The organism is Clostridium ljungdahlii DSM 13528 (assembly GCF_000143685.1).
Classification (GTDB): Bacteria; Bacillota; Clostridia; order Clostridiales; family Clostridiaceae; genus Clostridium_B; species Clostridium_B ljungdahlii.
In genome coordinates this window covers 486,327-511,708 of sequence record NC_014328.1, presented here as the reverse complement: position 1 = coordinate 511,708, position 25,382 = coordinate 486,327, and the positions used below count along the sequence as shown (strand labels likewise).

Here is a 25,382-nt window from a genome sequence, read left to right as displayed (position 1 = left end):
TAAAATAAACATTTCTATAGCATGGAATCAAAAGCTGCCTTATTAAATTTTAGGACATATATCTGAAAACTCTATGCTGAGCTGTTCATCCATATTTTCACTAGAAATTATATTATTGAATTTTTCTTCTATGACTTTAACAGGAAGTTTTACAGTAAATGTGCTTCCCTTTCCTACAGTACTTTTTACGCTAACTTTGCCTCCGTGCATTTCAGTAAAACATTTTACAAGATAAAGTCCTATACCGTTTCCAACTTTACCATTTATAGGTGACTTATCACACTGCTTGAATTTCTCAAATACAAATTTAAACTTGTCCTCAGGTATTCCTATACCTGTATCTTTGACACTTATATATACATTATCGTCTTTGTCTTCAACCCCTATGCATATAGTACCTTTTTCAGGTGTAAATTTAATTGCATTTGAAAGTAAATTTAGAATAATTCTCTCTATTTTATTGTAATCTAAAGCCATTGTCTTCTCTTCTACATTGGTATCAAAAATCAAATTTATGCCTTTTCCTTTAGCATAAGGAATTAAAGATAAAGTAATATCTTCAACAAAACTTACAATATTTCTATTGTGCAACTCCAATTTAGCGAATCCTGAATCCAATTTACTTAAATCCTGTAAGTTATTTATAAGCCGCATAAGTCTATAACAATTTTGCTCGATTATTTTAACATACTGACCCTGTTTCTCTAAAATTCCTCCATTTTTATATTCCGTACACAATGACATTACCTGTGCTGCAGAAAAAATAACATTTAAAGGTGTCTTAAGTTCATGAAATAACCCATATATAAACTGCAAAATTTTTTTATTGAGTTCCTGGCATTCATTTAATTTCTCACTATTTTTTTTCGCATCATTTTTGAGTTCCTTTATTTCTCTTTCCAAACTTAGAGTATAGTTCATCATAATTAAATTTTTTAGCTGGTTTTCATTAATTTCATTGTCTTCATTAAAATTCTTCATAAATTTCCACCCGTTTCCATATAATTAATAATTACATTTTATTACACTAACTTTGTTAAATGTATATATAAATTATATTAACAATTATTGTACTATATGAACGTTTATGAGAGACTATTCTTAATTATAGTAGAAAAAATACCATTTATGCTAATTATATCACCTATAAAATCAAAATGAAACAGTCCAAGTGGAAAATTTATGTAACTTTCTTACAAAAGATAATAATATTTTTCTACATACCAAATTAGCTCACAATTAAAGAAGTCAGTTCCATCTTCTTCGAAGTAGAACTGACTTCCTTTTGCATTTAAATTTTAAATTTCTGAACTAATTCGTTTAGGCTCTGAGCTATTTCTGCTTGATTTTGTGCTGTAATAGCTATCTGACTTACAGCTTTTACATTTTCCTCAATACTCTGCTGTATTGAATTTGAACTTTCTGAAGATTTTTGTGCACTAGATGCTACGCTTTGTGTTGTTTCATTTACCTGACCTATAATAGCAGTAAGTTGTTCTGACATAGCAGCTATTTCTTCCGACATCTTACTTACAAATTCAGAATCATCATAATATCGTTTTCCCATGTCCCCAAATGATTTAAATTCTGGATTTACTTTTTCATTGATAAATGCCAATACCTGCTGGCCACTTGCAGAAAGATTTTTAAATGCATCCTGTACCTTTACAATGGTCTCTTGAATTCCTGCAACTGATTCCGCAGATTGTTCTGCAAGTTCTCTTACTTCTTCTGCCACTACTGCAAAACCTTTTCCATGCTCACCTGCGCTGGCTGCCTCGATTGCTGCATTAAGTGCAAGTAAATTGGTTTGATCCGCTATCCCTGCAATAGTTTCTGCCATTTCCTTTATTTCTTCTACTACTTTCCCATCTTCAATAGCTTTTACCATATTCTCCTTTTTTTGTTCATATAATTCCTGCGTTTTTTCTATAGCTGCTTTTCCCTTACTTTGTACAACAACAGCATTTTTTTTAGATTCATTAGCTTTACCGCTTCCTTCTACAGCTTTTGCAGACAATTCATTTACACTTGAATCCACTTCTTCTACAGATGCAGTTATCTCCTCAAACGCTGCGCTTGTTTCCTGTATATTTCCTACTACAACTTTTACTGAACTATCCATATCTTCAGACTTTGCTGAAAGTTCTTCTGCCGTTGCAGATAATTCTTCACTAGAACTGCTCATTTCGTCAGAGCTTGCCATAATCGTTCTAATTAAGTCAGTTATATTCTTTTGTCCTTTGTTAAGTTCTAAAGCAGCTTCTCCCAATTCATCTTTTCTGTCTATTTCTATAGGTGAAGAAAAATCAAATTCAGCAAATTCATTTGCAAATTTTTTAATTTTTAAAATTGGAGCATTAATATCTTTTGCAACAATAAATCCAAGTAAAACAGAACAAACTATACTTACAATTATTCCAATAACCATCATGCTAAAGGAAGATTTATACTGGGTTACACTGTCTTTATAATCTTCTTGAGCCATTTTCATGCTTAAATTTATTTGATTATCAAGAACTTTAAATGCCTTTTCCCTATAACCTTCTGATTTAACAAATTGTTGTTTTGCACCTTCATAATTTCCCGCCTGAATTAAGCTAATAAAACTTTCTCGAGAAGTTCTCCAGCTCTGTAAATATTGTTCAAATTCTGCAAACCGCTGCTTTTGCTCGGCATTTGTAATAATAGTTTTATAATCTGATATAATCTGATTATTCTGAATTTTTGAGCTGCTAATTTCACTTGTTACATTCTTTAAGTTGTTCCTGTTTACAGGATCAGCAAGAGTAAGCATATCTGCTCTAATTAACACCACATTTGTCTTTAATTGTTGAAGATAATTTGTCCCCTTTAAATCTACATTATATATATTGTTCAAATTTCCATTTATTTTCCCCATCTTGATAATAGAGATCATTCCAACTATTCCTGTAAATACTGATACGATGATAAATGATGTCAGCAATTTTTTCAAAATTCTTATGTTTGAAAACCATTTCATGCAATAACCCTCCTATTTATAAATGTGAATTGTGATATTATTTATCTAATTATATCATAGTATATCGAAATCTCTACACTAAGTTTTTATTAAAATAAAGGGTCTATATTTACTTTGTTGCCTCTATTTCATATTAATTGTACACTTTTTAATTTTAACCATTTAACTTAAAAATAAAAGAGCCTACGGCTGCTGTAAAAAGTACCGTAGGTTATTTTATTTGTTAATTACTTACTTTTCAATTGGCGAAGCACTTGTTCTTCCTCTTTTTGAACAACGCTGTGGAATCTTCCATAAGCAAAGTAAACCACTATACCTATAACAAGCCATACGCAAAATCCTATCCAGGTTATTGCACGCATAGATACCAAAAGAGCCAAACAACACAATATAGTTACTATAGGTGTAAAGGGTACTCCCGGACATTTAAATCTTCTTTCAATTTCTGGCATAGCCTTTCTAAGATATATAACTCCAGCAGACACAACCATAAAGCTCAATAATGTACCTATACTTACAAATTCCATAATAATATCAAGAGGTAAAAAGCCTGCTATAGCAGCAGCTATACTACCTGCTATTATTGTAGCAATGTATGGAGTTTTATGGGTTTTGTGTATCTTGCAAAAAGCCTTAGGAATTAACCCATCTCTAGACATAACCATAAACACCCTAACTTGTCCATATAAAACAGCAATCATGGTGGAAATCATTCCAAGAATAGCCCCAACTCCTACAAGGGCTGATCCCCAGTTTATTCCGATTCTTTGGAGTGCAGCAGGCAGGGCATTTTCTGAAATTATCTCTTTATAAGGTACAATTCCCGTAAGCACTGCTGCTACTGAAACATAAAGAAAACAAACAACCATAAGACATAGTATAATTCCCCTTGATACACCTTTTTTAGGATCTTCTGCTTCTTCTGCAGATGTAGCAATTGCATCAAATCCTAAAAAAGAGAAAAATACTGTACTTGCTCCTGTAAAAACACCCTTCCAGTTATAAGGCATGAAAGGTTTATAATTAGCTATATGTATATGTGATAATCCTAAAACAATAAAAAGAAGTATTATAAATATTTTCACACCGACAATAATATCATTTACTTTTGCACTTTCACTCATTCCATAACATAGTAGTCCTGTTAAAATTAATATTATAAGAACAGCCGGCAGATCTATTATCCCACCTTTAGATGGAGATGCACTAATTGCCTGAGGAAGTGTAATTCCCACAGATTGCAAAATGCCTCTAAAGGTTCCAGACCATCCAGATGCAACTGCACTAGCTGCAACTGAATATTCAGCAGTTAAACACCATCCAATAATCATTGCCACAAATTCTCCAAATGCTATATAAGCATAAGAATAGGTACTTCCTGCTACTGGAAACATAGTTACAAGTTCACAATAGCACAGGCCGCATAGGCAAGCCACTATACCAGCTAAAATAAATGAAAGTATAATTGCAGGTCCAGCTGCATGAGCTCCTTCACCAGTTGCTACAAAAATTCCAACTCCAACAACAGCTCCAATTCCGAGTGCTGCTATATCCCTTGCTTTAAGATTTCTCTTTAAATCTGTTTTTTTTACACTATCCATCAATTGATCAATGGGTTTCTTTTTAAAAATATTCATAAGTTTCCTCATCCTTGTGCATTTAAAATGCAATATAAATAGGTATTAAAATTTAATTATGCGCTATGGGAACTTTCGTCCAAATTTTCATTTTGAACAACACTATGGGTTCTTCCATAAATAAAGTAAAACACTATACCTATAGCAAGCCATACACAAAATCCTATCCAGGTTATTGCACGCATTGATGCCAAAAGTACGATGCAGCACAATACAGTTATTACTGGTGTAAAAGGCACTCCCGGGCATTTAAACTTTCTTTCTATATCAGGCATTGCCTTTCTCAAATAAATAACACCTATAGATACAACTGCAAAACTCAGTAATGTACCTATACTCAAAAACTCTACAATAATATCAAGAGGTAAGAGCCCAGCTATTATGGCAGCTATAACACCTGTTAGTATAGTAGAAATATATGGAGTTTTATGTACGCTGTGGATTTTTGAAAATGCTTTAGGAAGTAATCCATCTCTAGACATAACCATAAATATTCTAATCTGACCATAAAGCATAGCTATCATAGTGGAAATCATTCCAAGAATAGCTCCAACACCTACAAGTGCTGATCCCCAGTTAATGCCAACCCTTGCAAGTGCAGCAGGCACAGCATTTTCTGAAACTATTTCCTTAAACGGAACCATTCCAGTAAGTACAACTGCAACGGAAATATACAGTATACTAACTACTATAAGACACATTATAATTCCACGTGATACATCTTTTTTAGGGTTTCTAGCTTCCTCTGCTGCAGTTGAAATAGAATCAAATCCTATATATGAGAAGAAGACTGTACTTGCCCCTGTAAAAACCCCTTTCCATCCAAAAGGCATAAAAGGTGTATAATTAGATGGCTTTATATGAGATACTCCAAGAAAAATAAATAAGAGTATTACAAATACTTTCACACCAACGATAATATTATTAACTTTTGCACTTTCCTGCATTCCATAGTACAAAAGACAAGCTAATACTAATATTATAAAAACAGCTGGCAAATCTATTATTCCGCCCTTGGCTGGAGATGCACTAATAGCATGAGGCAGTGTAACCCCTACATTTTGCAAAATACCTCTAAAGGTTCCAGACCATCCAGACGCAACTGCACTAACTGCAACTAAATATTCAGCAGTTAAACACCATCCAATAATCATTGCCACAAATTCTCCAAATGCTATATAAGCATAAGAATAGGTACTTCCTGCTACTGGAAACATGGTAGCAAGTTCACAATAACATAAGCCACAAAGACAAGCTACTATTCCACATAAGAAAAATGAAAGTATGATTCCTGGACCAGCTGCATGAGCTCCCTCACCAGTTGCTACAAAAATTCCAACTCCAACAACAGCCCCAATTCCTAAAGCCGCTATATCTGTTGCTTTAAGATTCTTCTTCAAACCTGTCTTTTTTACACTATCTCTAAGTTGTTCAAGCGACTTTTTCTTAAAAATGTTCATAAAATGCCCCCTTTATTAATGTTTAAAGTATCAATGAATCTTACTTAGTGGGAGGTTGTTTCTCCCACTAAGTTTAGATGAATTATCTAGGGGCGTATCTACTGTTAGCTCCTACTTTGATAGAAGTTTGAGCGTTACAGTAGATAGCCGTCAGATAAATTTCATTTATTTTTATGAAATGCATAAAAATATACCATATTGCAAAAGGGCATGCAGTTGGTGTAATTACTCAAACCTACATGCCCTTATATAATTTATACATTATTCATTATACCTTATAAAATGCCTAATTTCAATATAAAATGTATATTATTACAATAAAGTATTCATTTTTAAAACAATGTATTTTAAATAAATACATTGTTTTATTCATATTTATTTAAAATACATTATAAAAAATCATTTTAAATATAAAAGATTGCAGTTAATCAATTTTAACTGCAATCTCTCTCATTTTCTACTTATCTTTTAATATATTCTATCCATTTCAAACCTTTTCTTTCTTCTTCTAATATTTGTACAAACTTATCTAGAAGTCCCATGTTTTTAAGTTTTCTAAAAAAGGACTTAGGATAAGGTATATATTCTTCATAACTTTTTCTCGGGTCTATCAACATGAGCGTACCATCTTCTTGAACAAATAGGTGTGGAAATCTAACTTCCAATTTCGTAAATCCTAGTTTTTTCATATGATCAACTAAATCTACTACCTTTAGTACAAAGGATCTTTTCAATCCATATTTTTTTATATAATCATACACATTCATTCCACCTACATATTCTCTTATCATATAATGATCTCCCAATTCATAAGCCTTGGGAAAATGGGGACTTCCTTCTACAGATTTTAATATATCAAATTCAGCTTTGCAGCTAGTTGAACTTTTAAATATTTTAAGGACTTTTCCATCTGGCATAAGATAAACCATGCCGCTATGGCCTTTTCCCAAATATTTACAATCTTTTAATTCAACATCATGGAATTTAGAATGAGAATATTCTTTTTTCAAAATAACACCTCCTTTGTTTTTATGTAGCATAAAAACAAAGGGCTTCAACTACGAATTAAAAGCTTGTATACTATATAGTATTAAAAATTTTCAATTCTGCTACATCATTTCTATCATGCTTTCTCAAGATTTTTGGGTATCCCAGGTTCATAAGCTTCTGGATCTGCCTTTATCATAAAAACTGCAGTTACAAGAGAAAATATTAGTACTATGGTAAGGAGTATATAATAGTAAGGAAATTTATCTAGAACAAATCCATATATAATTGCCCCTAAAGGAATAGCTCCCTGACAAAATACACCTAGTATTGCAAAAAACCTTGAACGCATTTCATTTGGAACCATCTTTTGTAAATTTACATTCATAGGAGTATTGATTCCTGAATTAGATAAACCTATTAAAAATGTTACAATGCCCAAAATTGCAAATAACTTTAAACCGTGTCCTCCAAAATATCTTACTGAAGCTGGATACAAGGAAAATGCAAATATGAAAAATACACCTGCTTCAAATATAAGTGCCCTCTTTATAATTGTCTTTGTACTAAATTTATTTAAGTAAGTTCCAAGGGCTATATTTCCTAAAAGTATACCTAAAGTAAAGAACGAAATTAAATACCCATACTGCTGTGAACCAAATCCTATACATTTTTTCAATACAAAAGGGAGTACTATATCTGCAAAAGGAGCTACAAGTAAATTAGCTACCATAAAAAATATAGTTAACTGCATTAAAGCTCTACTTTTCCTTATAAAGCCTATTACTTCTCCATTTTCTGTAAAGAAAGATTTTACAGTTATTTTTCCCTTTTCTATATCTATATTTTTATAAATTATGAGCATAGAGCATACTGCTGATATTATAAAAGACAGACCATTTATGCAAAATACTGTCTTCATACCAACAAGCCCATATATTATACCTCCAAGAGCAGGTCCTATAATCATAGAAATTGCATCACTTCCTCCTCTTAAGGAAGTTGCTTTCATAAGTTCATCTTCACAAACAAGCTCTGGAAGAATTGCCGTAGATGAAGCTAAGAAGATTCCATCCATAATTGAAATGAAAGCCTGTAGTAAAAACAGCATATAAATACTTAAATTTTTCTCAGCAACCAAAAGTGCTAAAGCTAATACTAAAATTCCTCTTCCAAAGTCCGCTAGTACCATAATATTTTTTCTATTTTTTCTATCTCCTAAAATACCTGCAAAAGGTAAAGTTATAACATTAGGAATAAAATTAACTGCTGAAAATATACCCATCATAATTCCAGAATGAGTTATATCCAATATATACAGAGGTATTGCTACTTGTTGTATTCCCGTTCCAATATAAGATATAAACCTTCCCAACATATAAAATAGTAAATTTCTATTATTTTTCATTTCTATCGCCTACTTAATTAATATAATATTTAAAATATTGTGAATTTTATCTATACAATTATGGTAACATGGCTTCCGTCCCTGGATTTTACTTCAACAAGTTTTAATCCTCTATATTCTTTCAAAATATCCATACACTTTGAAAGTTTCTTAAAATCAATCATATTTACATATCTTTTATCCTTATCAGGAATATACTTTTGTATAAAGGAAGATCCTGCAATAGAAAGTCCAAACTTTAGAAAAGCTATAGGACAAGGTATTACAAATCTAATTTTACCTGACTTGATGTGAACTCTCATAAATTTTCTCCTTTACTCTATGCTAACTTCCACTATGTCACCATTTGCACTTTTTACGTCTACTATCTTTCCTGAAAGTCCATTGTCTATTGCTTCTGCAATAACATTCAAGTCCAAATTTTCCATACATTTTGCATTTTCTGGTATAGGAATTTTTCCTATAGTTTTAAGCATTGTCTTTACAAATTTAACAGGTAAATTCACATTTACATTATCTCCGTCATGAGAAATAACCTTTATTTTAAGCATTTTATTTATAATGTCAGCATCATTTGGAATATTGCTGGAGACATCCAGAGAAGTATTCTTATCATTTAGTGCCTCAATAAGCTCCTGAGCTTTGTCAGAGGTAATTTTTCCTTCTTCCACCATTTTCAAAATCTTTGATATTTCCTCATTCATTTTTTATTTCTCCTTTTCAATATATTTATTCATTTAACATTTTAATAGCCTGATCTGCAGTTATTTCACCTTTATCAAGCATATCTACTACTTTCTTTTTATCCACAGTGTTGGTTTTTGCCACATTATATCCAAGTGCTGTTATAACCTCATCTAGCTTTGCCCTCACAGTAGGGTAGGATATTCCTAGTTCTTTTTCTACATCCTTTATGTTCCCTCTGTTTTTCAAGAAAACTTCTATAAATTTCAGTTGGCTGTCTGTAAGATATTCAAACTTTGACATTTCAAAATCATTTTCAATTACAGTATTACATTTAGGGCATTTTATCTTTGAAATTAAAAGTTTAGAAGAACAAACAGGACATTTGCTAATAATTTTATATGTCAAATTACCACTCTCCTTTTCCATGTTTATAATATACCACTGTAAATTAAATAAATCAATATTAATATTAAATATTTTAATATTAATTTATTTGTATATTAATATTATTAAGTTTTATATTTGTAAAATTGAATAATGTGCTTTCTAACTTAAAAATCAGATTATATGCAGATATATTCTTACATTTAATAACATTTTAGCCTTTTAGAAATACTCAAAGTTAAAATTTGCTTGACATTTTTAATAGTCTAGCATATTATTAGTATGCTAACTATATGTAAATTAATTATATCTACATCATATATTTTAGGAGGCAAAAAGCTATGAGTTCTCTTGATAAGTCCATTGGTATGTATATAAACTCTATTAATAGAAAAATTTTAAGATTTTTATCTTTAAATCTTAAGAAATATAATATAACCACAGAACAGTGGTCAGTATTATTGTCTTTAACAGAAGAAGACGGTGTCAACCAAAAACAGCTAGCTAAAAAGGTTGACAAAGATCAGGCAACTTTAGTTCGAATACTAGATATTCTTGAAAGAAAAAAACTAGTAATACGCAAAAAAAGTACTGAAGACAGGCGCTCATTTTTAATTTACGTTACACCTGAAGGTAAAAAATTAAAACAGGAAGTATATCCATTCATTGAACACTTATTTACAAACATTACAAATGAAATTTCAAAAGATCAATTAGATTTGTTTATAGATACTTTAAATAAATTTGAAAAAAACATATCTATAGAAGAGAAGAAAATTAGCAAAAAATAATAAGCTATTTACCTTTTATAAAAACATGGTTAACCCTCCTCTATTATGATTTTTATTTTGTATTGTAACAATGTATTTTTCATAGTGGAGGATTTTTATATATTCTAATATCTGCACAGCTGTGCAAATGACTAATTTAATTATTAACTAGGAGGAAATTTTATGGAAGAACGTTTGGAAGAGTCAAATTATCAACAAAGGAATTATAATGTAGTACCAATAACTATTGCGCTAATCATGGCAGGGTTTTTGTGTATGTTAAATGAAACTTTACTAAATATGGCATTAAAAAATTTAATGGTCCAATTTAGTATATCTGCAAATACCGTACAATGGCTGAGTACAGGATACATGCTCATTATGGGAATAGCAATTCCTGTTTCTGCATTACTTATTCAAAGTTTTACAACAAGACAGCTATTTCTAACCTCTGTAACCATATTTTTGGTTGGAACAGTTATAAGTGGTTTCTCTACAGCTTTTTCAATTTTACTAGTAGGCCGACTAATTCAGGCTATTGGAACTGGTATTTTAATACCAAATATAGTAAACACTTTATTGATTATAAACCCTATAGAAAAACGTGGAAAAGCCCTTGGTATATTTAATCTTGTAATGTTTTGTGCACCAGCTATTGGACCAACTCTTTCTGGTTTAATTATTCAATCTCTCAACTGGAGATGGTTGTTCTTTATAATATTACCCTTTTCAGTTATATCTTTAGCTTTAGGTTACAAATTTATCGAAAATGTAACAGAACTTACAAAACCACCTATAGATTTTTTATCAATTGTACTGTCTACTATAGGATTCGGTGGATTTATATACGGTGTTAGTAACATTGGAAGCTCTTATACATATTTAATAGCAGCTCCTATTATTATTTCTTGTATAGCATTAGCCATATTTGTACTGCGTCAATTACATATGAGCCAACCTATGCTGGACATGCATCCTTTTAAAGAATCTATGTTTAGCCTTGGCTGTATACTTATGATAATTATGCACATGATTAACTTTGCTACTATGCTTATTTTACCAATGTTTCTTGAAGGTGCCCTAGGTTTATCCGCATTTACTGCTGGTCTTTTAATGTTACCTGGTGGATTTATCAACGGAATTATATCACCAATTTCAGGTCATTTATATGACAAATTTGGCCCTAAAGCATTAATTATACCTGGATATGCAATATCAACTATTACATTCTTTTTACTTTCACGTTTTGTATCTATGAGTATAACTATTCCTGTTATTATTGTGCTCCATTGTTTATCTCTAGTAGCTGTTGGACTTATAAATACTCCTGTACAAACTAATAGTTTAAATCAATTATCTCCAAAATACTATCCTCATGGAACTGCCATAATGAACACCTTACAGCAAATAGCAGGAGCATTCGGAACTTCTTTATTTGTTGCTATAATGAGTGCATCCCAAAAAAAATACTTATTTGCTGCAGGCAATCCATCTAATGCAAAGAGTCAAGCTTTAAGTTTAGTATTCGGAGTAAAGCACGCTTTTACAATTGAAACTTTCGTTCTTGTTATTGCCCTAATTTTATCTTTATTTATAGCAAATAATGCTATTAATAAAAAATCTAAAAGTATCAAAGCCTAATAGCTTTATATAAGGAACATCACATGTTTTCATCAACTTGCAAAATTTCAAACAACTTTTTGCAGTTGATATCTGTCTGTATTCCATTGTTATCCCAATGATTTTTGCATCCGCAATAATCAAGGATAACACATTGTGGGACAAGGTTTAGGCTTCTAGCCTTCAGCCCACCTTCTATTAGATTGAGTACACAAGCTACTCCTACAACGCCCACATCTCCATATCTAATATTTTTTGCATTTGAAAAGGCATCAGTTTCGTGGGGAACAATTAATACCTGAAAGTTATGGGATTTGCCAAGCTTCGTAAGCTCATTTACCCTGCAGCTTTTAGAACAATTTCTACACAAGAAACCATCTTTGACCCTTTTTCTCTTGCATACCCCCTCCGGTTTCAAGCAAATGCAAGCAGGAAGGAGTACTTTTCTTTCCTTTGTTTTAACAAATAACTTTCTAAATGCCTTACTTAATATCTCTGCTCCCACCATATTTAGATGGTACTCAACTTCCTTTCTACCACAGAAAACATTATCCTCTCTTATTCCGTATAACCTATAGTTGGTGTTTAAAAATTTTTGTACATTTGGAGTATATACTCCAAGTACCTCCATAGATCTTTTTTCAAACCACAGTGATATTTTAAAGGCACACTTGCTTACTTTTATAATATATTCTTCACTGCTATTTTTTAAAAATAGCAGCCATGTGTTCATTCTCTTACATTCATATTTGAATTCCCCTGAAGCAGTTAACCAAAGTAGTAATTTTTCAAAGTCACTTTCATCATAAGATACAGAAGAAGGCTCCACTTCTTTCTTTAAAAGATATTTACAAGCAAGCCTTCCCCTTAAATTGTCCACACTTTTTCTTAAAAATTTCGATTTTGTCCTCAAATTAAATAGAAGTTTTAAAAGATTCAAGGACAGTCTATCTGCATTTAAAGCTTTTGCTATATAGGTTTTCCACAAAACTCCAATGATTAAGAATTCAAGTTCATACTCTTCCCTACTTCTAAGTTCTTCTATGCTATTATTCTTAATAAAATTTATAAAATTTTCTATTATATTATTTGCTTCGATTTCAATTTTTTCGATAACTTCATTTGAAAAATTGGATATACACCTGTAGTATTCGTTTGAATTTTTAGATTCATCTCTAAGAAAATAGGTTATACAATTTTCCATAATATTCTCCTATTTAATCACATTTGAATTTTACTTATACAACTATATTATCACTTTTAATAACGAGAAGTCATGTTATGAATTTTTAACTTATTATCAAAATTTTGTAGATCAAAGCTTTTGAAGATAACAAAGTCCAAATAACAAAGAACAGATAAAGATGGTTTCCTTCGTACCTCAGGAAATCTACAATCTTAATATTTTCTGACATTAGGAAGAAATTTACCCTTATTTGATATTTGAACTTTAAACTTTGTTCTTTAAAAAAATTGCTTCCCAAGTTTTTTAACTGTGAAAGTTGAGTTAGGTTTCAAAGCAGTTGACAATTGGCAGTGAAAAATTACTATTGCAGCAATTTCTTCTATAGAAGTATTAAATTTATGTTTAAGTTTTTTTATGTCAATAGTCCCATCTATTTAATATGGATATACTCTGGAAATACTGTTAGAATAGCAAACATAGACAAGCCTAAATCTCAGGAATGAGATGCGGGGGATAATTATTTTTTGGGGTGAATCTTTTTACTAAAAAGTAGGGGTATCCCAATCCCGAACCCGTCAACTAACCTCGCAGGCAAAATTAAGGGGGATCTATATTTATGAATTTTAAAAAAATCAGGACAATGTTATTTGCCGCATTTCTATGCACATTATCTTTTACTCAAGTACATGCAGCTAGTTACACTGTAAAACCTGGTGACTCTCTATTTAAAATAGGAGTATTATTTAAAACAACTGCAACTACAATTATTAATGATAATGGCTTAAGTGGAAATAGCATATATCCAGGTCAAGCTCTATATGTTAATTCAAAGACCTATACTGTACAAGCCTCTGACACACTTTACTTGATAGCAAAAAAATTTGGCATATCTGTTGACACTTTAATTGCTGCCAATAGTAATGTAAGCAGTTATATCTACCCTGGACAAGTGCTAAATATTCCTGCAGGTTATGTTTTTAATGGGACAACCTCTTCAAAATATATAATTTCCTGTACTGACAGCGAAGTAGATTTGCTTGGAAGACTTGTAACTGCTGAAGCAGAAAGTGAACCTTACACAGCTAAAGTAGCTGTAGCTGCTTCAGTTATAAATAGAGTTCAAAGTCCTCAGTTTCCATCTACATTAAAAGGTGTAATATACCAAGTATCCAATGGATATTATCAATTTACTCCAGTATTAAATGGATGGATAAACAAACCTGCTTCTGATAGTTCTAGAAAGGCTGCTTTAGAAGCATTATATGGTTCTGATCCAACAAAAGGTGCTATTTATTATTTTGATGATTCCACTACAAATACTTGGCTCTGGTCAAAACCAATTGCTTTAAGAGTTGGGAAACTGGTATTCACATATTAGAATTTCTAGATTGAAATTCCACTTATACCAGTTCATATGCTGACAAATTTCATCATACTAAAAACTTTTTATAGGTCTAAAGTTCGGTATTTTGAAAATCTAAAGAAGCTTATATAAACTCGTACCTCAGACATATATAAGCTTCTAAGATTTTCTAAAATACCTCACTAAGACTTATAAAAAAAGTTTTTAAGTGTGCTTCAATTTTGTCAGCATTATTTTCTGGTATAAGTTCAAATTTCAAACTAGGATATCTCAATATAAATGGTAGAATTTAAAACCCAATTAGCAATTTAGAAGGGCTACGTTCTAGAGTTAACGATTTATGGATCGTAAAGTTTAAAGCTAAACTATAATTACTCAAAATTACTAATTATAAATCTTAGTTGAATTTATAACTTTATCATTTAAATGAAACTGGCAATTTGGATAAACTTAATTATAGAGTTATCCATCTATATATGGATTTATAACTTAAAAATCAACTTATACGTAGGCATATTTTTACAATAACGAAGCTCTTTTAAATATTTTGCATATAAGTCTTAGAAAAAAATTCATAAAAACTTAGAACTTTTGAATTGTCTGAGGTACGAGTTTTCAAAAGTTCTTAGCTTTTTTAGAATTTTTTTCTTAGACTTATCAAAATATTTAACGAGCTGAAGTTTGTAAAAAATATCCAGAGTATAAGTTGATTTTTTAGTTAGATACTCTATTCTAGAGGTATTTCTTTGCAAGCTTATCAAAACTGTCTAAAGATTTTTCTATTTTATCGTAAGAAATGCAATAGGAAAGTCTAAAGTGACCAGGGCATTTAAAGGATGAACCTGGAACTATTAGCAGGTTAAATTTCTTTGCTTCCTTTGCAAATTCAACGTCATCAGCAATTAATGACTTAGGAAATAAATAAAAAGCACCTTCAGGTTTAACACAAGAAAATCCTATTTTAACAAGATGATTGTATAGTAAGTCTCTGTTCTTCTTATATATATTCATATCTACGCTTGAATCCAAACATTTTGCAATTACCCTTTGAAATAAAGATGGTGCATTTACAAAACCTAAAATTCTATTTGCCACATTAAGGGCAGGCATTACATCTTTAAAATCATCCATATCACTACTGCAAACTACATATCCTATTCTCTCACCCGGGAGCGAAAGGGATTTGCTATAAGAATAGCCTACAATAGAATTTCTATAATAATTCAATATGTATGGAACCTTTACTCCATCATATGCTATTTCCCTGTAGGGTTCATCTGAAATTAAGTATATACTAGTACCAAGTTGTTCCTGTTTCTTGTCTAAAAGCTGTGATAAATCTTTAATAAGCTTTTCTGAATAAATTATTCCTGTAGGATTGTTTGGTGAATTTATGATTATTGCCTTTGTTTTAGCATTTATAGATTGCTCCAATGCATTTAAATCTGGCTCAAAAGTTTCTGTATCTGAAGGTACTATTACAAGCTTTCCACCAAAGTTATCTACATAATTCTCATATTCCCCAAAGAAAGGTGAAAATGTAATAACTTCATCTCTTGGATTTAAAAGGGTTTTGAAAATTATATTAAGTCCTCCTGCTGCACCACAAGTCATTACCAAGTTATTTTCAGTAAGCTTCAAATTGTATTTTTTATTTATGTTTTCTGCAATTTTAGCCCTTACATCCTCATAACCCGAATTGCTCATGTAACCATGAACCATATTGGGAGATTCCTCGGATATGATTTCATTTACTGCCTTTTTTATAGCCTCTGGCGGTTCTACATTTGGATTTCCCAAACTAAAGTCAAATACATTTTCTTCCCCATAAATTGAAGCTAGTCTCTTTCCTTCTTCAAACATAGCCCTTATTATAGAACTTTTAGATACGTGTTCTTTCATTTTATTGGATATCATAAAAATTGCCCCCTTTTTTCAATTCTTAATTATAGATTCTCAAAATTCAAAGTTAACTTATACATAAAGTTAAGAGCTGAAAGTAAAGGTCAATTTTCCAAAGTGTTAATAGAAGAAAATCATTCATAGCCCTCAACTTTCAATTTTTAACTATATTTTATCATTATATAAAATATTTTAGCACATCAACTTGCAAATGTGAAACTTTAAGCGATTTATAGTTTTAAGGTGAATTTATTCCAAAGTATATAATGATAATTTTCAATTAGAATATCCATGAATTTTCTAACTTAAAAAACAACTTATGCGTAGTCATATTTTTATAATAATCAAGCTCATTTAAATGTTTTGTCTATAAGCCTTGGAAAAAATTTTTAAAAAATCTAGAACTTTTGAATTGTCTGAGGTACGAGTTTTCAAAAGTTCTCAGTATTTTTTTAAGTTTTTTACTTAGGCTTATCAAAATATTTAATCGAGCTTGTGGTTGTAAAAATATCCGAAGTATAAGTTGTTTTTTACTTAGAATTCCTATAGATATTCTAATTATTATTTTCCACTAAATACAGCAAAAATTATAGTTACAATTATAATCACAATACTTCCTATATATATTGCCATTCCAAGTGGTCTGCCTGCATTTATGGTCCAGCCTATGCCAAATCTTTTTTCCACAAATAAGGATGGATCATTCTTGTTATAATATATACTATTTCCTAGTACCCAGCACTTATCATCATCTTTATCGCCAAAACCGGACTTTCCTTTTTCTTCATCATCACTTTTAAATTTTATATTGCTTCCACCCTGTCCAATCTTTAAGGATAAGGCTATACTTCCTAAAATTGTAATTAATACAAAAGCCAATATTATGATGATTGAAAAAGTATTACTCACATTAAATACTCTAAACATCTGAACAGTAGCAACAGTTAGTAAAAGATTGGTCACTACAGCAAAGACAACCATATATATGGACCAGCTTCTTCTAAATATACTATTTTTCTTTACGGATGCTTCTGGATCTATAGAACTAATCTGCTGTTTTGACCATCCAATTCCCTTATAGACTATAAAAAATATAAAAGTACTAAAAATCTGAGCAATTGGCATCTCCCAAATTAGAAACCTGGATTTAAATTGATATCCCGTTACATTACCGGAAAAATCCCAGTGTGTAGGGACTTTATAAGGTAAAGAGTTATAATTCATATATCCTAAAATTATATTTACTATAATGATAGCTGCAGGTATCAAGAAAAACCAAGCTGACACAAGCATATTGCTCTTGCTTCTAGAAAAACTAGTGTCTACAGTTACAACCTGTTTCTTACCTTGAAGCCACAACTTTTGTGACTTAAGATTTTTCATAGCTCTGTTTGATATAAGATATATTAAAAAGCTTATAAATACAAAGGCAAAAGTAGTAAACAAAATCATACCTACGTTTAAAAAACTATAATTTAGCACACTAAATAAAATAATAAAGGGAATTCCTATAATTAAATTATTCTTTACAAATTGTGCTTTTATATGCTTAATTTCATCTGAATCGATCTTATCTTCAGGGATTCTCACTCCAAATACAATTTCTTTTCTTGTAAATTTAGGAGTCAACATATTGATTACGAGTATTATCACAAAAATAAAAAATAAATATATACACATAAACAAATTATCTTTCATTTAATTTCACCCACCTTAGTAGTTATTTATCTTTTTTAATATACTGCTTAAATATATCAGAACACAGACTCAGAATATCTTCCATCTTTTTTCCCCTTAAATGAGCTTCGCATATCAAGTAAGTAAATTCTTCCTTAAGTTTTTTGTCAAACTCCTCCGTACTTTCAGGGAATGTTCCACTTACTACAGCTCCTGTTCTCCTATCTACATTCAAGTAACCATCTGACTTTAACGCATTATATGCTTTGTTTACTGTATGAAGATTTATTCCAATATCTTCTGCCAGTTGTCTTACAGAAGGAAGGCTCTCTCCTAATTTCAGATTACCAGAGGCTATTCCTTCTATTATTTGCCTCCTAAGCTGTTCATATATAGGCATTTCCGATTCAAAATCTATTTGAACTAACATAGCGTCCCTCCTTTTCTATTTGTTATATATAATATATAACAAATAGAAAACATGTGCAATAGTTTTTTTACATCTTTTTGCGGAAAATTAAGACTTAAAAGTTAATGAAATGCAAAAAAATAAAAGCTATTGTATAATGTATTTTTGTTCATTACACAATAACCTTTTTAAGTTTTTAGTCTACAATTACTCCTAGTCCGTCTGGTATAACCACAACCTTAGCATCTTTCCCCATAATACCATATGCCCTTTCTAGAGCTTCTTTAAAAGTATCTGCCTGCTGCATATGCATATTCTTTATTATTTTAGGGTCGCACATATCTGTTACAACAATTACTGTATGTTTTGAAAGTATACTCGCGAGCATCTGAGATGCCCACTGATCAGGCACAGTTCTATTTCTAGGAACTTTTGAGACTTTTTTCAAGAATTCTTCTGGAGTATTCAAATTAGCTAAATTGTTATAAAAGGTTTCGCCGCCATGGCCCTGGCTGCAAGCAGACACCATTATTATTACGCCGCCATCTCTGCAGTTGGCTTCAGCTGCTGCCATACCCTTAACAGATTGATATATATTTTGATCAAGCGGATACCCTCCGTTGGTAGAAATAGAAATGTCACCTACTAATTTACTCACTTTTGATAAATTATGTACAAATTCACAGCCCTTTACATGGGCATCATTCACATCTCCTGCAAAAGCATTTATTATCCTTTTATCTTCATCTAGTGCTACATTTATTATGAAAGCCAATTCTGCCTTTTTAGCTGCATATAGCATGTCCTTATGAACAGGATTGCCCTTTAAATTTCCAACTCTTGCAGAAGGATGTGCTACAAATTCCGCACAGTGATTTGCCAGGATGGTCTTGGCAGAGGCTATTCCAGGCAGCACACTCTTTCTACCTCCTGAAAAGCCAGCAAAACAATGTGATTCTATAAACCCCTCTGCAATTAAAAGATCTGCTTTAACTGCAAGTTTATTTACTATAAGTTCACCACCAGATGGCAATGTACCGATTTTTACCAGATTATCTTCATTCTGTGCATCATGTACTACTATCTTTTCATTTTTTACTATATCTTCTCCATATTTATCTATGAGTTCCTGCCTAGTAGTAGCCCTATGAAGGCCTGTGGCAATTAGTATAGTAATATTAGCATCAGAATTTATACTCCTTATTCTTCTCAAAAGTGCAGGCATAATAATTTTGCTAGGAACAGGTCTTGTATGATCGCTGCTTATTATAACTATACTTTTTTTATTCTCAGCCAATTGTTCAAGTTTAGGTGAGTTTATAGGATTGTCAAGAGCTTTTTCTACTATTTCCAATTGTCCTAGCTCTGCTTTATATTCGCTTGCTTTTGATTCAAGTATGCCAAGTAAGTTGTTGTCATTTATTTCAGCTTCTATTATTTTTTTATGGTATGGTAATTCTATTTTAGCCATTCTAATTTCCTCCGAGAAATGTATTTTTAAAGTGACTCTACAATAATTACTTTACCAAACAAATACGATCTCAACAAATAATTATTTGTTAAGCTTTTTATATATAAGATTTCCTATAGTTTGAAGTACCTGGACAAAAATTATGAGTATTATTACAGTGTATACCATTATGTCAGTCTGAAATCTATAATATCCATATTTTACTGCCACATCTCCAAGTCCACCTCCGCCTACTGTACCTGCCATAGCTGAACATCCAACTACACTTATTACAGTAAGAGTTATGCCAAGTACTATAGAAGGAAGTGCCTCTTTAATCATAACTTTAAATATTATCTGCATATTACTTGCACCAAACGATTTTGCAGCTTCTATTATTCCCGGATCTATCTCTTTAAGTGAAGATTCAATCACTCTCGATGCAAAAGGTGCTGCTGCTATTGTAATAGGAACTATTGCTGCTGTTGTACCTATGGTTTTTCCAACAATAAGCTTTGTAAAAGGAAAAATTGCTATCATAAGTATTATAAAAGGAAATGACCTCAATAAATTTACTATTGCATCCAGTATCTTGTATACTACTTTATTAGGCTTTAATCCACCAGGTTCAGTTACAACTAGTAAAATAGCAGGTATAAATCCTATAATTACTGCAAGTATTGTAGAAACTATAACCATATAAAATGTTTGTCCAATAGCAGGAAGTAGTATTTCCTGAAATGTTTCACTAAATCCCATGTTTACTCTACCTCCCAGTTAACATTTTTTGAAGAAAGATAATTACATATACTTTCTTTGTCTTTATCATTTACATTTATAACCAGACTTCCTAAAACATCACTGCGGAATCTTTCAAGTTTTCCCCATACTATAGAAAACTTTATATTCAAATCTATAGCCATAGAAGTTATCAAATTGTCCTGGCTTATTTCCTTAGGAAAGAATATTCTTATGTTTATACCTTCATCTGGAAGTAAACTATCATTTCCAAGCAGCTTCTTTAGATTTTTCCCTGGTTTTAAAAATATTTCCTCTACATTTCCAGAAGTTTTTATTTCGCCTTCATCTATAATGGCAATTTTACTACATATTTCTTTTATAACTTCCATTTGATGGGTTACAACTACTATGGTTATTTTAAATTCATTGTTTATTTTTCTCAAAAGCTCAAGTATTGACTTGGTAGTATTTGGGTCAAGTGCAGATGTGGCTTCATCACAAAGTAGTATACTTGGATTTAGCGCCAAAGCTCTTGCAATAGCTACTCTTTGTTTTTGTCCACCGCTTAATTCGGAGGGCATGCTCTTTGCTTTATCACTAAGGCCTACTAAATTTAACAATTCTTTTACCCTAGTTTTTATTTTACTTTTTTCTAATCCCCAGACTTCAAGTGGAAGTGAGATATTATCATATACATTTTTTCTGTTTAATAAATTAAAATTTTGAAATATCATTCCCAAGTTTTTTCTAAAAGTCCTTATTTCTTTACCTTTTAAATCTTTCACTTCTTTGCCCATTACCTTTATGCTTCCTGCGTCATAGCTTTCAAGACCATTCAAGCACCTTAAAAGTGTAGATTTTCCAGCACCACTGTGACCAACTATTCCAAATATTTCACCTTCTTGTATATGAAGATTTATACTTTTAAGCACACTTTTATTGTTAAAACTCTTGCCTACATTATTAATATCTATCAATATATTTAACCTCCCATATCAATTTTAAGAAAAAATAAAAGCCCGAGAAAAATCTCAGACTTAGTTAACTCAAAATTTCTCTCATCTTTCAGCTCTCGCTGCAGGATTTAGCACCATTATACACTGTACTGGTTGCTGGATTTCATAGGGCCCGTTCCCTCAATCACTCTTGATAAGTTCAAGATTTATATTCAATTATGCTTTTAATTATAGACGTGACGATTTATTATGTCAATACATCCTATCTAAAAATGTTATAATTGTCTTAACTCAAAAACTCTGGAGGAATACCTATGAACAAAAATATAAATATTTTAATAGTAGAAGATGATACAGATATAAATAAGTTATTGTGCAAGATACTAGAAAAAAATAATTACAATGTCCGCGGGGCTTTTTCAGGTACTGAAGCTGAAATGTGCATTGAAAAATATGACTTTCAGCTAGTTTTACTTGACTTGATGCTTCCTGGCATTACAGGCGAAAAACTTATAGAAAAAATACGAAAGGTTAAAACTATGCCTGTCATTGTAATATCTGCAAAAACAGCTCAAGAAACAAAAATTGAAGTTTTAAAGCTAGGTGCAGATGATTTCATATCGAAACCTTTCGATGTAGAAGAAGTATTGGCAAGAGTTTGTGCACAACTCAGAAGGTACATGATATTTTCAAACTCAAATGAAAAACAAAACATATTGACCTATAAAAATATGACCTTAGATCGAGAAAATCACAAAGTCTTTATACGTTCTCAGGAAGTACTATTAACTATAAGGGAATTTTGTATACTAGAACTTCTAATGTCTTACCCCAAAAAAGTATTTACAAAGGCTAATTTATTTGAACATGTGTGGAAAGATAAATTTATAAGCGATGATAACACCATAAATGTGCATATGAGCAACCTTCGCTCTAAAATAGCTAAAATTGATTCGAACACAGAATACATACATACCGTTTGGGGAATAGGGTTTAAGATGAAAGATTAAACTTAATCATTTCTTAAGTTTTTCTTTAGTGTATCTTGCTGATTTTGTTCTAATATAAAATCAACAAGAAAACGGAGGTTGATATCATGAATGATTTAGTGCTTCATACAAAAAATCTTACTAAAAAATACAAAAATCACAAGGCACTTGATAATGTAAATATTAAAATAAGTAAAGGTGACATATACGGTCTTGTAGGCAAAAATGGCGCTGGCAAGACAACCCTTATGAGAATAATAACAGGTCTTTCTTTGCAAGATAACGGTGAAATAGAATTATTTTCAAAAACTAGCAAAGACGAATTAAACAAAGAACGAATGAGAACAGGATGCATAATAGAAACACCCAGTTTCTTTCCTTATCTCTCAGGCAAAAAAAATCTTGAATACTATAGAATTCAAAAAGGAATTCCTGAAAAAGACTGTGTAGATAAAGTGCTTAATACAGTAGGCCTTTTAGATACAGGTAATAAAAAATTCAAACATTATTCTCTTGGCATGAAGCAACGTCTTGGCCTGGCTCTAGCTTTAATTGCAAGTCCAGATTTCTTAATTTTAGATGAGCCTATAAATGGTCTTGATCCTGTTGGTATAGTGATGTTCAGAGATATATTAAAAAAATTGAATAGAGAAAAAAATACAACTATATTGATTTCGAGCCACATTTTAGGAGAGCTTTCTCAGCTTGCTACTACTTATGGCTTTATAGATAATGGTAACCTCATAGAACAAATTTCTGCAAAGGATTTAGAGGAAAAATGCAGGGAATATTTATCCGTAAAAGTAGACGATGCAGCTCATGCTTCTCTTATACTTGAAAAGAATTTAAACTGTACTTCCTATCAAGTGCTTCCTGAGAACGAAATTAAGGTTTTTAAATACCTAGATAAGCCTGAAATGATAAGTGAAGCTTTTATAAAAAATGGTATTAAAGTATATTCCATAAGTAAGACATCTGCAAATCTAGAAAATTACTTCATGGATTTAATTGGAGGTGACATCAATGCTTAATTATATAAAAGCTGAACTTTACAAAGGTTTAAATAGACTTTCTTATAAAGTTACTCTATTAGTCCTAGTTTTACTATCAGTGAGCACAAATGCACTATTTACAGGTCCTAAAGTCACAGTTTTTGAATCCCTGGATATGGCTATGAGCTGCCTTCCTGCAGTAGTTTTTCTAGTTATGATGTATATTGATGTCACAGAAGAATTAAAGGATAAAACCTTAAGAAATGTAATGGTTTCAGGCTTATCAAGAGAAAAACTATATATTTCAAAAGTAATTATTCCTATAATTTTATCTTTTATAACCTGCTTATTAGTATTAATTTTTTTTGTAGGAAGCACCTTTTTATTTCTTAAACCTGGTAATTTAAGTCCTGCATTTTTAATAAACTTATCATTAAGGATTTTATGCGCCATACCACTTTATATAGCTGCAATTAGTTTTGGTGTATTCCTCAGCTTTATTTTAAAAAATCAATATGCATATGCCTATACTTATGCAGCTATATTTGCTTTAATGGGCAGTTTTATAAAATTGCTTTGTGCACTTGTATCCAATAAATTTTATGGAATTTACAACATTTTAATTACTACTAACATAAGTGCACTAACTCCAATAAAAAATCCAAACTTAACTTTGCTGCAAATGCTCCCTTCTGCAGGACTGGGATTTGCATATACTATTATTTTTACTATAATAGGTATTATAATATTTAGAAAGATGGAAATAAAGTAATTCTTAGACTCAGGTGGAATTTACTTAAGAGTATGGGAGCCATGGGATAAAATAAGTTGAAAGGGTGATATATATGTACTTGTTTATTATAATTTTATTAGGAATTTTAGCAGGTATAAGTATCACCCTGCTTTTTCTTACAAAAAGTGAAATCAAACATATAACTGGCAGCCTGAAGAAAATAAACGACATAGATACAAACCAAAAAGTGACATTATCCTTTCAAAACCGCAGTTTTCAAAATTTAGCCCTAGAAATAAACAAAAATATAGATAAAAAGCAGCAGACAGAAGTAAAATACAAACATATGGACATGGAACTCAGGCAGGCTATAGCAAATATTTCCCATGACCTGCGTACTCCCCTTACCTCCATTATAGGATATATTCAACTTATAAAAAGTGACGATCTATCAAAGGATGAAAAAAATGAATATATGGACATCATACTAAACCGTGCAAAATCTTTAAAAATGCTTATATCAGGTTTTTTTGACCTATCAAGACTTGAAGCTAATGAATATGCTTTTGAATTAGAGTCTATCTCACTTTCAAATATACTTTGTGAACTAATAGCATCTTTTTACAACGATTTTACAAATAAAGAAATTGAACCTCTAATTGAAATTGATGAAAATGCACCTGAAATTATAGGAGATGAAAATGCAGTAAGACGTATATTCTCAAATCTCATTCAAAATGCTTTAAAACACGGTGATAAGTTTATTTCCGTATCTTTAAAAAAAGATGGAAGTTACATTGTAACTACATTTGCAAATAATGCTAATAATTTAAATTCAGATGATATAGATCACCTATTTGAAAGATTTTTTACAGGAGACAGGACGAGAACGGGCAAAAACACTGGATTGGGCCTTGCTATAACAAAAGCTTTGGTTGAACAAATGGGACACAGCATTACTGCTAATTTTAAAGACAACAAACTAAGTATCATTATAAAGTGGAAAATTTCTTAATTTGAATTTGAT

23 protein-coding genes and 2 riboswitches are annotated in these 25,382 nt (G+C 31.1%); of the genes, 7 read left to right on the top strand and 16 right to left on the bottom strand.

The features are described from left to right. Positions 1-42: 42 nt before the first annotated feature. The 9 genes from CLJU_RS02340 to CLJU_RS02300 all read right to left on the bottom strand — a co-directional run bounded on the left by CLJU_RS02340 (position 43) and on the right by CLJU_RS02300 (position 9,588). On the bottom strand, positions 43-981 hold the full coding sequence (locus CLJU_RS02340; protein ID WP_013237160.1) for a sensor histidine kinase: 939 nt from the start codon (positions 979-981) through the stop codon (positions 43-45). A gap of 310 nt (positions 982-1,291) precedes the next feature. Then, entirely contained in the window at positions 1,292-3,004 is a 1,713-nt protein-coding gene (locus tag CLJU_RS02335; RefSeq protein WP_013237159.1) for a methyl-accepting chemotaxis protein, read from the bottom strand. Between the two features lie 227 nt (positions 3,005-3,231). Beyond that, positions 3,232-4,641 carry an amino acid permease gene (locus CLJU_RS02330; RefSeq protein ID WP_013237158.1) on the bottom strand — a complete coding sequence of 470 codons (1,410 nt, stop codon included), beginning with the start codon at positions 4,639-4,641 and terminating at the stop codon, positions 3,232-3,234. A 56-nt stretch (positions 4,642-4,697) separates the two neighbouring features. Further along, complete coding sequence (locus CLJU_RS02325; protein WP_013237157.1) at positions 4,698-6,101, bottom strand: amino acid permease; 1,404 nt, start codon at positions 6,099-6,101, stop codon at positions 4,698-4,700. 461 nt (positions 6,102-6,562) lie between these two features. Further along, on the bottom strand, positions 6,563-7,111 hold the full coding sequence (locus tag CLJU_RS02320; protein WP_013237156.1) for a protein kinase: 549 nt from the start codon (positions 7,109-7,111) through the stop codon (positions 6,563-6,565). A 113-nt stretch (positions 7,112-7,224) separates the two neighbouring features. After that, complete coding sequence (locus CLJU_RS02315) at positions 7,225-8,496, bottom strand: MFS transporter (RefSeq protein WP_013237155.1); 1,272 nt, start codon at positions 8,494-8,496, stop codon at positions 7,225-7,227. A 50-nt stretch (positions 8,497-8,546) separates the two neighbouring features. Then, the gene (locus tag CLJU_RS02310; RefSeq protein WP_013237154.1) at positions 8,547-8,798 is read right to left on the bottom strand and encodes a hypothetical protein; all 252 of its coding nucleotides are present in this window, start codon (positions 8,796-8,798) and stop codon (positions 8,547-8,549) included. A 12-nt stretch (positions 8,799-8,810) separates the two neighbouring features. Then, a complete protein-coding gene (locus tag CLJU_RS02305) occupies positions 8,811-9,200 on the bottom strand; it encodes an SHOCT-like domain-containing protein (RefSeq protein WP_013237153.1) in 390 nt (129 codons plus the stop codon). Positions 9,201-9,225: 25 nt separating this feature from the next. After that, the gene (locus CLJU_RS02300) at positions 9,226-9,588 is read right to left on the bottom strand and encodes a DUF2089 domain-containing protein (RefSeq protein ID WP_013237152.1); all 363 of its coding nucleotides are present in this window, start codon (positions 9,586-9,588) and stop codon (positions 9,226-9,228) included. 320 nt (positions 9,589-9,908) lie between these two features. On the opposite strand from CLJU_RS02300, the gene CLJU_RS02295 reads away from it, so the two are divergent. Both CLJU_RS02295 and CLJU_RS02290 read left to right on the top strand, forming a co-directional pair. After that, positions 9,909-10,358, top strand: a complete 450-nt coding sequence (locus tag CLJU_RS02295) for a MarR family winged helix-turn-helix transcriptional regulator (protein WP_013237151.1) — start codon at positions 9,909-9,911, stop codon at positions 10,356-10,358. Between the two features lie 162 nt (positions 10,359-10,520). After that, positions 10,521-11,978, top strand: coding sequence for an MDR family MFS transporter (locus tag CLJU_RS02290; protein WP_013237150.1), 1,458 nt, complete (start codon positions 10,521-10,523; stop codon positions 11,976-11,978). 19 nt (positions 11,979-11,997) lie between these two features. Here CLJU_RS02290 and CLJU_RS02285 read toward each other — a convergent pair whose 3' ends face one another. Beyond that, a complete protein-coding gene (locus tag CLJU_RS02285; protein WP_013237149.1) occupies positions 11,998-13,161 on the bottom strand; it encodes a DUF116 domain-containing protein in 1,164 nt (387 codons plus the stop codon). Between the two features lie 455 nt (positions 13,162-13,616). After that, positions 13,617-13,752, top strand: a riboswitch (cyclic di-AMP (ydaO/yuaA leader). A gap of 7 nt (positions 13,753-13,759) precedes the next feature. On the opposite strand from CLJU_RS02285, the gene CLJU_RS02280 reads away from it, so the two are divergent. Continuing rightward, a complete protein-coding gene (locus CLJU_RS02280; protein WP_013237148.1) occupies positions 13,760-14,521 on the top strand; it encodes a LysM peptidoglycan-binding domain-containing protein in 762 nt (253 codons plus the stop codon). A gap of 717 nt (positions 14,522-15,238) precedes the next feature. Here CLJU_RS02280 and CLJU_RS02275 read toward each other — a convergent pair. From CLJU_RS02275 to CLJU_RS02250, 6 genes are all read right to left on the bottom strand, one after another. Continuing rightward, positions 15,239-16,423: a pyridoxal phosphate-dependent aminotransferase gene (locus CLJU_RS02275; RefSeq protein ID WP_013237147.1), complete on the bottom strand. Its 1,185-nt coding sequence runs from the start codon at positions 16,421-16,423 to the stop codon at positions 15,239-15,241. A gap of 546 nt (positions 16,424-16,969) precedes the next feature. Beyond that, on the bottom strand, positions 16,970-18,106 hold the full coding sequence (locus CLJU_RS02270) for a DUF1648 domain-containing protein (protein WP_013237146.1): 1,137 nt from the start codon (positions 18,104-18,106) through the stop codon (positions 16,970-16,972). Positions 18,107-18,128: 22 nt separating this feature from the next. Beyond that, the gene (locus tag CLJU_RS02265) at positions 18,129-18,515 is read right to left on the bottom strand and encodes a GntR family transcriptional regulator (RefSeq protein WP_013237145.1); all 387 of its coding nucleotides are present in this window, start codon (positions 18,513-18,515) and stop codon (positions 18,129-18,131) included. A gap of 175 nt (positions 18,516-18,690) precedes the next feature. After that, entirely contained in the window at positions 18,691-19,965 is a 1,275-nt protein-coding gene (gene larA / locus CLJU_RS02260) for a nickel-dependent lactate racemase (protein ID WP_013237144.1), read from the bottom strand. An 81-nt stretch (positions 19,966-20,046) separates the two neighbouring features. Beyond that, the gene (locus CLJU_RS02255) at positions 20,047-20,703 is read right to left on the bottom strand and encodes a methionine ABC transporter permease (RefSeq protein ID WP_013237143.1); all 657 of its coding nucleotides are present in this window, start codon (positions 20,701-20,703) and stop codon (positions 20,047-20,049) included. Positions 20,704-20,705: 2 nt separating this feature from the next. Then, entirely contained in the window at positions 20,706-21,662 is a 957-nt protein-coding gene (locus tag CLJU_RS02250; RefSeq protein ID WP_013237142.1) for a methionine ABC transporter ATP-binding protein, read from the bottom strand. A gap of 78 nt (positions 21,663-21,740) precedes the next feature. Beyond that, positions 21,741-21,841: riboswitch (SAM riboswitch) on the bottom strand. 114 nt (positions 21,842-21,955) lie between these two features. Here CLJU_RS02250 and CLJU_RS02245 point away from each other — a divergent pair. The 4 genes from CLJU_RS02245 (at position 21,956) to CLJU_RS02230 (ending at position 25,370) form a co-directional block, all read left to right on the top strand. Further along, positions 21,956-22,651 (top strand): response regulator transcription factor, encoded by a 696-nt coding sequence (locus tag CLJU_RS02245; protein WP_013237141.1) that lies wholly within the window; start codon positions 21,956-21,958, stop codon positions 22,649-22,651. Between the two features lie 86 nt (positions 22,652-22,737). Continuing rightward, entirely contained in the window at positions 22,738-23,661 is a 924-nt protein-coding gene (locus CLJU_RS02240; RefSeq protein WP_013237140.1) for an ATP-binding cassette domain-containing protein, read from the top strand. Then, entirely contained in the window at positions 23,654-24,394 is a 741-nt protein-coding gene (locus CLJU_RS02235; RefSeq protein ID WP_013237139.1) for an ABC transporter permease, read from the top strand. Before CLJU_RS02240 ends, CLJU_RS02235 begins: the two co-directional genes overlap by 8 nt. A 73-nt stretch (positions 24,395-24,467) precedes the next feature. Continuing rightward, positions 24,468-25,370 carry a sensor histidine kinase gene (locus tag CLJU_RS02230; RefSeq protein WP_013237138.1) on the top strand — a complete coding sequence of 301 codons (903 nt, stop codon included), beginning with the start codon at positions 24,468-24,470 and terminating at the stop codon, positions 25,368-25,370. The last annotated feature ends 12 nt before the right edge of the window (positions 25,371-25,382 follow it).

Coding starts and splice junctions, on each gene's coding strand:
- CLJU_RS02340 (WP_013237160.1), bottom strand. CDS start 981: ATGAAGAATTTTAATGAAGACAATGAAATTAATGAAAACCAGCTAAAA.
- CLJU_RS02335 (WP_013237159.1), bottom strand. CDS start 3,004: ATGAAATGGTTTTCAAACATAAGAATTTTGAAAAAATTGCTGACATCA.
- CLJU_RS02330 (WP_013237158.1), bottom strand. CDS start 4,641: ATGAATATTTTTAAAAAGAAACCCATTGATCAATTGATGGATAGTGTA.
- CLJU_RS02325 (WP_013237157.1), bottom strand. CDS start 6,101: ATGAACATTTTTAAGAAAAAGTCGCTTGAACAACTTAGAGATAGTGTA.
- CLJU_RS02315 (WP_013237155.1), bottom strand. CDS start 8,496: ATGAAAAATAATAGAAATTTACTATTTTATATGTTGGGAAGGTTTATA.
- CLJU_RS02310 (WP_013237154.1), bottom strand. CDS start 8,798: ATGAGAGTTCACATCAAGTCAGGTAAAATTAGATTTGTAATACCTTGT.
- CLJU_RS02305 (WP_013237153.1), bottom strand. CDS start 9,200: ATGAATGAGGAAATATCAAAGATTTTGAAAATGGTGGAAGAAGGAAAA.
- CLJU_RS02295 (WP_013237151.1), top strand. CDS start 9,909: ATGAGTTCTCTTGATAAGTCCATTGGTATGTATATAAACTCTATTAAT.
- CLJU_RS02290 (WP_013237150.1), top strand. CDS start 10,521: ATGGAAGAACGTTTGGAAGAGTCAAATTATCAACAAAGGAATTATAAT.
- CLJU_RS02285 (WP_013237149.1), bottom strand. CDS start 13,161: ATGGAAAATTGTATAACCTATTTTCTTAGAGATGAATCTAAAAATTCA.
- CLJU_RS02280 (WP_013237148.1), top strand. CDS start 13,760: ATGAATTTTAAAAAAATCAGGACAATGTTATTTGCCGCATTTCTATGC.
- CLJU_RS02275 (WP_013237147.1), bottom strand. CDS start 16,423: ATGATATCCAATAAAATGAAAGAACACGTATCTAAAAGTTCTATAATA.
- CLJU_RS02270 (WP_013237146.1), bottom strand. CDS start 18,106: ATGAAAGATAATTTGTTTATGTGTATATATTTATTTTTTATTTTTGTG.
- CLJU_RS02265 (WP_013237145.1), bottom strand. CDS start 18,515: ATGTTAGTTCAAATAGATTTTGAATCGGAAATGCCTATATATGAACAG.
- larA (WP_013237144.1), bottom strand. CDS start 19,965: ATGGCTAAAATAGAATTACCATACCATAAAAAAATAATAGAAGCTGAA.
- CLJU_RS02255 (WP_013237143.1), bottom strand. CDS start 20,703: ATGGGATTTAGTGAAACATTTCAGGAAATACTACTTCCTGCTATTGGA.
- CLJU_RS02245 (WP_013237141.1), top strand. CDS start 21,956: ATGAACAAAAATATAAATATTTTAATAGTAGAAGATGATACAGATATA.
- CLJU_RS02240 (WP_013237140.1), top strand. CDS start 22,738: ATGAATGATTTAGTGCTTCATACAAAAAATCTTACTAAAAAATACAAA.
- CLJU_RS02235 (WP_013237139.1), top strand. CDS start 23,654: ATGCTTAATTATATAAAAGCTGAACTTTACAAAGGTTTAAATAGACTT.
- CLJU_RS02230 (WP_013237138.1), top strand. CDS start 24,468: ATGTACTTGTTTATTATAATTTTATTAGGAATTTTAGCAGGTATAAGT.